The organism is Stappia sp. BW2 (assembly GCF_008107695.1).
Taxonomy (GTDB): Bacteria; Pseudomonadota; Alphaproteobacteria; order Rhizobiales; family Stappiaceae; genus Roseibium.
In genome coordinates this window covers 1-390 of the sequence record NZ_VIRG01000010.1, presented here as the reverse complement: position 1 = coordinate 390, position 390 = coordinate 1, and the positions used below count along the sequence as shown (strand labels likewise).

At 55.9% G+C, this 390-nt stretch carries 1 protein-coding gene; it reads right to left on the bottom strand.

Annotated features, from left to right (window positions below):
• A partial coding sequence (locus tag FMN63_RS00050; RefSeq protein ID WP_205513740.1) for an argininosuccinate synthase domain-containing protein occupies nucleotides 1-390 on the bottom strand: 390 nt, incomplete at both ends.

Genomic DNA, 390 nt, shown 5'->3' with positions numbered 1-390 from the left:
CCTTTGTAGGTGCTACCGTCACCCCAGATATTCACGCCATCTTCTTTCATCGCAGCAACCAGCATGGTACCAGTCACGGCGCGGCCCAGCGGCGTCGTGTTGAAATAGGTCAGGCCGCCGGTGGTGTTATGAAATGCGCCACACTGAATAGCGGCAATACCTTCGGCCACCAGTTGTTTGCGGCAGTCGATCAGACGTGCGTTCTCCGCGCCGTATTCCATGGCACGACGAGGGATCGCATCATAATCCTCTTCGTCTGGCTGGCCCAGGTTTGCAGTATATGCATAAGGAACCGCTCCCTTTTGTCGCATCCACAGCAGTGCGGCACTGGTGTCCAGACCGCCAGAAAAAGCGATACCAATACGTTGACCTACCGGGAGATGCTTGAGA